We start from the raw sequence: 8,818 nt of genomic DNA, 5'->3' as shown, positions 1-8,818 counted from the left end.
TTTTGGATCGAACGGCGAGATCGCAATTTCCGGCTCGCGCCCGCCGATGAGCTGGGCCACCACGCGCCCGGTACGGGCTGAACTGACCAGCCCGACATGGCCATGGCCGAAAGCATAGACCACATCACGCGAGGCCCGCGAATAGCCCAGGCACGGGCGGCCGTCCGGCATGCTCGGCCGGTGGCCGAGCCACATACGGATCCGCTCGGGCGGCAGATCCTTCGGCAGTTTCGGAAACATGCCGATCAAATGATCGCGCAGGATCTCGGCGCGTCGCCAGTCGGGCGCGGCCTCGAGCCCCGCGAACTCCACCTGGCCCGCGGCGCGCAGGCCGTTGTCCTGCCAGTTCACCACCATCTTGGCATCGGACGCCATGACGGAGGTGCGCGGACCGGTTTCCGGATTCACGATCATGACGTGATAGCCGCGCTCGGTCTCGAGCGGCAGGCGATCGCCGATCGATGCCGCGAGTGGCTTCGAATGCGCGCCGGCGGCGATCACCACGGCGTCGCAGGCGACCTCGCCCCCCTCGGTGAGGACCGACACCGGCTTGCCGCCCTGCAACCGCAAGCTCGTGGCCTTCGCCGTGACGAATTGCGCACCGAGCGCGCGGGCGTGCGCGGCGAGTGCTGCGACATAACCGCCGGGATCCCGACAACGGCCCGCTTCCTCGACCAGCACACCGAACTGGTAACGCGGATCGAGCTCCGGCTCGCGCTGGCGCATCTCGTCGGCGGACAGCTCCATCCAGGTCACGCCGACGCGCTTGCGGATACGCCAGCCGAGGGCGTCGGCGTCGAACGCCGCGCGCGACGGGTAGATGTGCATGAGCCCCTGGCGTTCGATCAGATGGCCGACCCCCGCCTCGTCGGCGAGCTTCCTGTGCAGGGCCGGCGCATCGAGCAGCAACGCGCGCAAGGCGCGCGCCGTCGTCTCCACCCGCGCTTCGGTCCAGCCGGAAAGCAGATATCGCGCGAGCCAGGGCAGCACTTTTGGCAGATAGCTCCAGCGCACCGCCAGCGGACCCAGCGGGTCTCGCAACATCTTCGGCACTTTTTTCCAGGCGCCCGGCTCGGCCGGTGGAATCACCGAATGCGTCGACAGCCAGCCGGCATTGCCGTAGCTCGCCGCCTGTTCGCCGCCGGGCGCCGCCGGTTCGATGATCGTGACGCGATGACCGTCACGCAGCAACTCGATGGCGCTGGCCACGCCGATGGCGCCGGCTCCGATCACAGCGACGTGGCGGCTGGACGGTTCGCTCATGACGCGGCAGCCTCTGTCGGCACAAAATCCTTGGCATGGGATTGCGCGCGTGGGTCGAGCCGGCAGTGCAGGATCGCAGGCTGGCCGGAAGCCAGTGCGCGCTCGAACGCCAGCGCGAAATCCGCAGTGCGCTCGACGCGCTCACCATAACCGCCGAACGCCTTGGCATAGAGCGCGAAATCCGGATTCTGTAATTGGGTCGCGACCACCCGGCCGGGATAATCGCGTTCCTGATGCATGCGGATGGTGCCGTATTGACCATTGTCGATCACGATCACGATGATCGCCGCGCCGTATTGAACGGCGGTGGCGAATTCCTGGCCATTCATCAGGAAACAGCCGTCACCCGCAAAAGCCACGACCACCCGATCCGGATATTGGCGCTTGGCAAGCACCGCCGCCGGCACGCCATACCCCATCGAGCCCGAGGTCGGCGCAAGCTGGGCCGCGAAGCTATGGAAGCGATGATAGCGATGCAGCCAGCCGGCATAGTTTCCCGCGCCGTTGCACACGATCGCGTCCTTTGGCAACCGGTCGCGCAGCCAGGCTACCACCTCGCCGTACTGGAAATCACCCGGCAGCTCGCGCGGCTTGCCCGTCCAATCGAGATAATCGGCGTGAGCCTTGGCCGCCTCGCCGCTCCAGACCGGCGTGGCGGCTGACCTCAGATCGTCGAGTGCCGCGGCGAACGCAGCGGGGCTCGCCTGAATGGCAAGTTGGGGTTGATAGACACGGCCGAGTTCTTCCGCACCCGGGTGCACATGCACCAGCGCCTGCTGCGGCGTCGGGATATCGAGCAGCGTGTAGGACGAGGACGGCATTTCCGACATCCGCCCACCGATCAGCAGGATCAAATCGGCGCCGACGATGCGGGCTTTGAGCCGGCTGTCAGGGCCGATGCCGAGATCGCCGGCATAATTCGGATGCTCGGCGGGAAACAACGAGGCGCGACGGAATGAAGTTGCGACCGGCAGCGCGAAGCGTTCGGCAAAGCGCGCGATCGCGGCACAGCCTTCGGCATCCCACCCCGAGCCGCCGAGCACGACGATCGGCCGCTTGGCCGCGGCGAGCATGATCGCGAGCGCCGCGATGTCGGCGGGCGCCGGGTAATTCCGCGCCGGTTCAACGCGCGGCGCATCGGCTGCGGCCGCCCGCTCGGTCAGCATGTTCTCCGGCAGCGAAATCACCACCGGACCGGGGCGGCCCTGCATGGCGATGCGAAAGGCGCGCGCCACCAGTTCCGGAATGCGCTCCGGCCGGTCGATCTCGACCACCCATTTGGCCAAGGTGCCGAACATCGCCTTGTAGTCGACTTCCTGGAAGGCCTCGCGCTCGCGCATGCCGGTATCGACCTGACCGATGAACAGGATCATCGGCGTCGAATCCTGCATCGCGATGTGGACGCCGTGACTGGCATTGGTCGCGCCCGGACCGCGGGTGACGAAGCAGATACCCGGCCGTCCGGTCAGCTTGCCATAGGCCTCCGCCATCATCGCCGCGCCGCCTTCGGCCCGGCAGACCAAGACATCGATGCCGCTGTCATGCAGCGCGTCGAGCGCCGCGAGATAGCTCTCACCCGGCACACAGGTGACGCGTTCGACGCCCTGGGCGACCAGTTGATCGATCAGGATCTGGCCGCCGGTACGGTCGTTGGGAGCGATCTTGTTCATGACAACATCCTGGAAGCTGCGGCAATCCGTTCGATCGCCGTGATGAGGTTGATCTCTGAGGCCGCGTAGGACACGCGGAAGAAAGGTGCCAGGCCAAAACAACTGCCCGGCACCACCGCGACATGATGCTGTTCCAGCAGATAGCGACAGAACGCGCTATCGCTATCGATCAGGGTGCCGTCGGCGGTACGCTTGCCGATCAGCCCGGCACAATTTGCGAACACATAGAAGGCGCCTTCCGGCCGGCGGCAGCTGATACCGTCGATGGCGTTGAGCCCGTCGACCACCAGATCGCGGCGGCGCTGGAATGCCATCCGGCGCGCGAGCAGAAAATTCTGCGGCCCGGTCAGCGCCGCGACCGCGGCGGCCTGGCTCACCGACGCCGGATTGGTGGTGCTCTGGCTCTGCACGATCGCCATCGCCGCAATCAGCGCTTTCGGCCCGCCGCCATAGCCGAGGCGCCATCCGGTCATGGCATAGGCTTTCGAGACCCCGTTCACCGTGAGCGTGCGGTGCTTCAGGCCCGGCTCGAGCTGTACCGCGGTGACGAACGGTAACCCATCGTAGGTGAGATGCTCGTAGATATCGTCGGTCATCAGCCAGACGTGAGGATAGCGCTTCAGCACCTGAAGGATCGGCCGCAGTTGCGCCTCCGAATAGGCGGCGCCGGTCGGGTTGGACGGCGAATTCAACAGCAGCCACCGCGTCCGCGGCGTGATCGCGGCTTCGAGATCGGCCGCATCGAGCCGGAAACCATTGTCCTCGCGGCAGACGACATTGACCGGGCGCCCGTCCGCGATCAGCACCATATCGGCATAGCTGGTCCAATAGGGCGCGGCGAGTATCACCTCGTCGCCGGCATCGAGCGTGGCCATGAAGGCGTTGTGGATGACCTGCTTGGCGCCGGCCCCCGCGGTGATCTCGTCCATCGCATAGTCGAGCCCGTTCTCGCGGCTGAACTTGCCAGCGATCGCGGCCTTCAACTCGGCGGTGCCGTCCAACACCGTGTACTTGGTCTGGCCGGCGCGAATGGCCTGCTCGGCCGCCGCCTTGATGTGATCCGGCGTATCGAAGTCGGGCTCGCCGGCGCCGAGCACGATGACCGGCCGACCCTCGCGCTTCAGCCGGGCCGCGGTCGCGCCGATCTTGAGGATCTCGGAGATGCCGATGGCGCCAAGGCGCCGCGCCGCGCGAAAGCTTGCGTCCCGCGGCATCGTGCGCGGTACCGAAGACAGTGATGTTGAAGCAAGCGACATCAAGACCTCCGCGCCGTCAGTGCTCCGCGCCGTCAGCGCGCCGCGATCCCCACGATCTCGATGCGATAGGCCGGATCGGCCAACTCGACCTTGCCACAGCAGCGCGTCGGCGTGTCACCGGGCACCACCCATGCGTCGTAGACCGCATTCATGGCCGCGAAATCGTCCATGGTCTTGAGCCAGATCTGCACGCTGAGCAGACGCGACTTGTCGGTCCCGGCGCGCGACAGCATGTCGTCGACCTTGGCAAGCGCTTCGTGGGTTTGCTTTGCAATGTCGCCATCCTTGTCATCGGCCACCTGGCCGGCAAGGAAAACCAGGTCGCCAAACACCGAGGCGCGGCTGCGCCGGGCGTTCTGGTCGATGCGAACGATGGCCGTCATGCCGATATTCCTTCAGTGTCCGGTGGTGACGATGCGGCGGCAATGATCGAGCGCCGCGTTGATGAGATTGTCGCTTGCCTCCGGCGTTCGGAACGCCGAGTGGGCGGACAGCGTGACGTTCGGCAGCGTGGTGAGCACGTGATCGGCCGGCAGCGGCTCGGTGACGAACACATCGAGACCGGCATGACCGATGTGGCCGGAGCGAAGCGCCTCGATCATGGCGCCCTCGTCGACCACGGCGCCGCGCGCGGTATTGATCAGGATGACGCCCGGGCGCATCACCGCGATGCGTTCGGCCGACAGGAAGTTCTTGGTGTCGTCGTTGAGCAAAAGATGCAGAGAGACCACATGGCTCTCAGCAAGCAGCTTCTCCAGGGAAACGAATTCGACGCCGGAATGCGTCTTCGGCGTCCTGTTCCACGCCAGCACCTTCATGCCGGAGCCTGCCGCGATCCTTGCTGCTTCCGCAGCGATCCCGCCAAAACCGATCAGGCCGATGGTCTTGCCGGTCAATTCGATGCCGTTGCTGCGCAGCCAGTTGCCGGCGCGCATCTCGCGGTCCATGCGCGCGAACCCCTTGGCGGCCGACCACATCAGCGCGATGGCGCATTCAGCCACCGCGGTATCGCCATAGCCCTTGATGATGTGCACGGCAATTCCGCGTTCGGCGAGCGCCTCGGGATTCATATAGCTGCGCGCGCCGGTGCCGAGAAATACCACATGCTTCAAACCGCGGCACTGCGCGGCGATCTCAACCGGCAGATGGGTATGGTCGATGATCGCGATCTCGGCGCCATCGAGCACGTCAGGCAGTTGTTCTGACGTCACCGAAGCATTGCGATTGACCACCACCTTCGGGTCGTTGGGGCGGATCAGCTTCTCGGTGACCGCAGCCAGGCTGTCGTTGGCATCGACGAATACGGCTCGCACGGGTGTCTCCTTTGTCTTCTTGATTTGGTCGTTACCGAACAAATGTCGGCGCCCGCGATGGCGCATCGGATCACCGACGGCATCCTGCGCCCAGCACTGTATTCAGATTTAAATTCGAGTTGCAAGAGCCATGTTTCAGGCATCCTGCGGTCAAAATTAGCTTATATCAGCGTATTCTGCGCATAAAACGGGCAGGAAAACTGAACGCTGAGGGATTGGTCAGCTTTATAAAATTCCATATTGCATTTATATCTGAATACAGAAATAGTTTATCCGGCCGAAGGCAAGGACGCCCGGGGCGGAGATTTCAGCGAGGGTTCAGACCATGAATCGCAGAGACGCTTTCACCACGGTTGCGCTGGCCGGCGTCGCCGTCGCCGCCGCACTCGATCCTGCCGCCGCGCAAACCGCCGCCGCGCCCACCGGTTCGGCGCTCGAGCGCATCAAACGCACCGGCGTATTGCGTGTCGCCGTCATCGTCGGCCAGGAGCCCTACTTCCATAAGGACCTTCCGACCGGCAAATGGTCGGGGGCCTGCGTCGACATGGCGAACGATATCGCCAGTAAGCTCAGCGCGAAGGTCGAGGTGGTGGAATCCTCATGGGGCAACCAGATCCTCGATCTGCAAGGCGATAAGGTCGATATCGCTTTCGCCGTCAACCCGACCCCGGAACGCGCCCTCGTCATCGACTTCTCGACGCCCATCCTGATCCATTCCTTCACGGTCATCACCAAAAAAGGCTTTGCAAAACCGCAGACGTGGGAGGAGATCAACAAGCCCGAGGTCAAGATCGCAATCGACATCGGCTCAACCCACGACACCATCGCCCGGCACTATTGCCCGAAGGCGAATATCCTCGGCTTCAAGAGCCGCGACGAGGCGCTATTGGCGGTCGCGACCGGCCGCGCCGATTGCAATGTCTCGCTCGCGGTGCTCGCGATCTCGACGCTGAAGAAAAATCCGGCGCTTGGCGAACTTGCGATCCCGCGTCCGCTGCTGACGCTGCCGACCAACATGGGAATCCGCGCCGAGCCGGATCGCCGTTACAGGGACTTCCTGAGCGCATGGGCCGATTACAACCGCTCGATGGGCCAGACCCGGGAATGGATGCTGAAAGGCTTCGAGGCGGTGGGCCTGACCGCGGAGGATATTCCCCCCGAAGTGCAGTTCTGACGGAGCGCCCGCGATGTATGCGTGGGACTTCGCTGCGCTGAAGCCGTATTGGGGGCTGATCTGGCAAGGGCTCGGCGTTACCGTGTTCTATACGGTGATCACGGTCATCGCTGGCCTCGCGATCGGTCTCGCCGCCGGCATCCTGCGGACGACGGCTCCGCGCTGGGTAACCATCCCCTTGCGCGGCTACATCGAAGTGTTCCGCTGCACGCCGCTTCTGGTGCAGCTTGTCTGGGTCTATTACGCGCTGCCGGTGCTGATCGGCGTCGATATGTCGGCAGCGACGGCCTGCTTCCTCACGCTGTCGCTCTATGCAGGCTCTTTCTACGCCGAGATCTTTCGAGGCGGCATTGAGGCTATCGACCGCGGCCAGTGGGAGGCGGGCCAGGCCATCGGCATGCAGCAAAGCAAGATTTTCCGCCGCATCATATTGCCGCAAGCCGTTCAGGTGATGATCCCTGCCCTCATCAACCAGACCATCATGCAGTTGAAGAACACCTCGCTGGTGTCCACCGTCGCCGTGGGTGACCTGCTCTATCAGGGCTCGGTGATTACGGCGGCGAGCTACCGGCCGCTGGAGGTCTATACCACGATCGCGGTGCTGTATTTCGTCGTGCTGTTTCCACTGACGCTGGTCGCCGATCAGCTCGAGCAACGAATGGGAGCGCACCGGTGAGCCAGGAAAGCCTGAAAGAAAACCCGATTCTCGCGGCGGAAAATATTCAGAAGGCCTTCGGCGACAACAAGGTACTCAAGGGCGTCTCGCTGTCGGTGGCGCGCGGCGAGGTGGTGACGCTGATCGGCGCCAGCGGTTCCGGCAAGTCGACCTTCCTGCGCTGCCTGAACCTGCTCGAGATGCCGCAGCACGGCGCGCTGGCGATCGGCCGACATCGCTTCGCATTCGGCGAAGGCCAGTGCGGTCCCGACAGAGCGCAACTGGCGCTGCTGCGCCGCGACGTCGGGATGGTGTTCCAGCACTTCAACCTGTTTCCGCACATGTCGGTGCTCGACAACGTCATTGAAGGCCCGGTGCAGGTAAAGAACATGGCGAAAGCCGAGGCCAGGGAATTCGGTCGCGACCTGCTCGCCAAGGTCGGGCTCGCCGACAAGGCCGACAGTTTCCCGGGCAAGCTCTCGGGCGGGCAGAAGCAGCGCGTGGCGATCGCACGTGCGCTCGCCATGAAGCCCGATGTGATGCTGTTCGACGAGGTCACCTCGGCGCTGGATCCCGAACTGGTCTCCGAAGTTCTGGCGGTGATCCGTAATCTCGTCTCGGAAGGCATGACCATGATCCTGGTCACCCACGAAATGGCCTTCGCCGCCGACGTCTCCACCCGCGTCGGCTTCATGAGCGAGGGCGTGATGGCGGAAATTGGCGCTGCCGCTGATGTGATCGGCCGGCCGCAGAATCCGCGACTGGCCGCATTCCTGAGCCGGTTTCACCGGGCCGCAGTTTAGCTAACTATCCGTTACCGGTGACGTAATCACCAGAAACACCAGATCGACCAACCCCGAATTCGAGATCGCGTGCTCCACGCCCGGCGGCAAGAAGATAACATCGTGCTTGCGCACGACATGGTTCTTGCCGGCAATTTCCATCAGGCCTTCGCCTTCGAGCACGTGGTAGATCTGCTCCTGGACCTGATGCGTGTGCCGCGCCACATGCGCCATCGGCTGATACATCGAAATTCGATAATCGAGGTGACGCGAGCCGGCCGTCTCGGGCATCACCAGGGGTTTTGACAGCGCGCCGCCGAAGTGATTGGGGAATTCGCGCCAGGGCACTTCCGCGATGTTGCGGATGAAGGCGCCGCCTTGTTCTGAAGCCATTTATCTCTCCTCTGCTACTTGTTCGGTTCGCGCGAGTAGAGCGGGATGACTTATCTTCGAATCGTCATCCCGCTCTACTTTATTGTTTGAGCATGATCTCCGGGCAAACGCTTCGCGTTAGTCCCGAGGGAAAACCGGTTTCCACTTTTCCGGATCATGCTCTAGGAAATCGATGGCCTGACGTCCGGCGATCTTTCCGAACACAAGGGCCCGTAGCACCGAAACAGCGTTTGGCGCGGTGCCGTAAAAGTGCCCGGTGATTTCTCCTGCGGCGTAGAGACCCGAAATCGGCCCCTGTTCGCCGAGGACTTC

The 8,818-nt window shown here is 63.8% G+C and carries 10 protein-coding genes; 3 read left to right on the top strand and 7 right to left on the bottom strand.

Going from position 1 to position 8,818, the window contains the following annotated elements; all coding sequences use genetic code 11:
* The 5 genes from GSQ88_RS09985 to GSQ88_RS09965 form a co-directional block, all read right to left on the bottom strand.
* On the bottom strand, positions 1-1,263 hold a 1,263-nt coding region (locus tag GSQ88_RS09985; protein WP_159007563.1), incomplete at its 3' end, for an NAD(P)/FAD-dependent oxidoreductase.
* The gene (locus tag GSQ88_RS09980) at positions 1,260-2,933 is read right to left on the bottom strand and encodes a thiamine pyrophosphate-binding protein (RefSeq protein ID WP_159007562.1); all 1,674 of its coding nucleotides are present in this window, start codon (positions 2,931-2,933) and stop codon (positions 1,260-1,262) included. The genes GSQ88_RS09980 and GSQ88_RS09985, both read right to left, overlap by 4 nt.
* Positions 2,930-4,189 (bottom strand): pyridoxal phosphate-dependent aminotransferase, encoded by a 1,260-nt coding sequence (locus GSQ88_RS09975; protein ID WP_174247970.1) that lies wholly within the window; start codon positions 4,187-4,189, stop codon positions 2,930-2,932. Before GSQ88_RS09975 ends, GSQ88_RS09980 begins: the two co-directional genes overlap by 4 nt.
* Positions 4,190-4,221: 32 nt before the next feature.
* Positions 4,222-4,572 carry a RidA family protein gene (locus tag GSQ88_RS09970; protein ID WP_159007561.1) on the bottom strand — a complete coding sequence of 117 codons (351 nt, stop codon included), beginning with the start codon at positions 4,570-4,572 and terminating at the stop codon, positions 4,222-4,224.
* Positions 4,573-4,584: 12 nt separating this feature from the next.
* A complete protein-coding gene (locus GSQ88_RS09965) occupies positions 4,585-5,502 on the bottom strand; it encodes an NAD(P)-dependent oxidoreductase (protein WP_159007560.1) in 918 nt (305 codons plus the stop codon).
* A gap of 325 nt (positions 5,503-5,827) precedes the next feature.
* Here GSQ88_RS09965 and GSQ88_RS09960 point away from each other — a divergent pair, with 325 nt between their 5' ends.
* From GSQ88_RS09960 to GSQ88_RS09950, 3 genes are read left to right on the top strand one after another with little or no spacing between them, the layout of a single operon-like run.
* A complete protein-coding gene (locus GSQ88_RS09960) occupies positions 5,828-6,676 on the top strand; it encodes a transporter substrate-binding domain-containing protein (RefSeq protein ID WP_159007559.1) in 849 nt (282 codons plus the stop codon).
* Between the two features lie 13 nt (positions 6,677-6,689).
* On the top strand, positions 6,690-7,352 hold the full coding sequence (locus tag GSQ88_RS09955) for an amino acid ABC transporter permease (protein ID WP_159007558.1): 663 nt from the start codon (positions 6,690-6,692) through the stop codon (positions 7,350-7,352).
* Positions 7,349-8,134, top strand: coding sequence for an amino acid ABC transporter ATP-binding protein (locus tag GSQ88_RS09950; RefSeq protein ID WP_246735187.1), 786 nt, complete (start codon positions 7,349-7,351; stop codon positions 8,132-8,134). Before GSQ88_RS09955 ends, GSQ88_RS09950 begins: the two co-directional genes overlap by 4 nt.
* Here GSQ88_RS09950 and GSQ88_RS09945 read toward each other — a convergent pair whose 3' ends face one another.
* The gene (locus GSQ88_RS09945; RefSeq protein ID WP_159007557.1) at positions 8,135-8,506 is read right to left on the bottom strand and encodes a cupin domain-containing protein; all 372 of its coding nucleotides are present in this window, start codon (positions 8,504-8,506) and stop codon (positions 8,135-8,137) included. It abuts the gene before it with no gap.
* A gap of 117 nt (positions 8,507-8,623) precedes the next feature.
* Positions 8,624-8,818 (bottom strand): hypothetical protein (locus GSQ88_RS35195; protein ID WP_210253779.1); only part of this gene is annotated, 195 nt, incomplete at its 5' end.

Origin of the sequence: Bradyrhizobium sp. S69 (assembly GCF_009766005.1) — a bacterium.
Classification (GTDB): Bacteria; Pseudomonadota; Alphaproteobacteria; order Rhizobiales; family Xanthobacteraceae; genus Bradyrhizobium.
Note: the sequence above shows the minus strand (reverse complement) of the source record. Positions and strands in the feature narration are given on the sequence as shown.

Bases quoted from the DNA above. Each gene is read 5' to 3' on its own strand.
- GSQ88_RS09970 (WP_159007561.1), bottom strand. From the start codon at position 4,572: ATGACGGCCATCGTTCGCATCGACCAGAACGCCCGGCGCAGCCGCGCC.
- GSQ88_RS09975 (WP_174247970.1), bottom strand. From the start codon at position 4,189: ATGTCGCTTGCTTCAACATCACTGTCTTCGGTACCGCGCACGATGCCG.
- GSQ88_RS09980 (WP_159007562.1), bottom strand. From the start codon at position 2,933: ATGAACAAGATCGCTCCCAACGACCGTACCGGCGGCCAGATCCTGATC.
- GSQ88_RS09960 (WP_159007559.1), top strand. From the start codon at position 5,828: ATGAATCGCAGAGACGCTTTCACCACGGTTGCGCTGGCCGGCGTCGCC.
- GSQ88_RS09955 (WP_159007558.1), top strand. From the start codon at position 6,690: ATGTATGCGTGGGACTTCGCTGCGCTGAAGCCGTATTGGGGGCTGATC.
- GSQ88_RS09945 (WP_159007557.1), bottom strand. From the start codon at position 8,506: ATGGCTTCAGAACAAGGCGGCGCCTTCATCCGCAACATCGCGGAAGTG.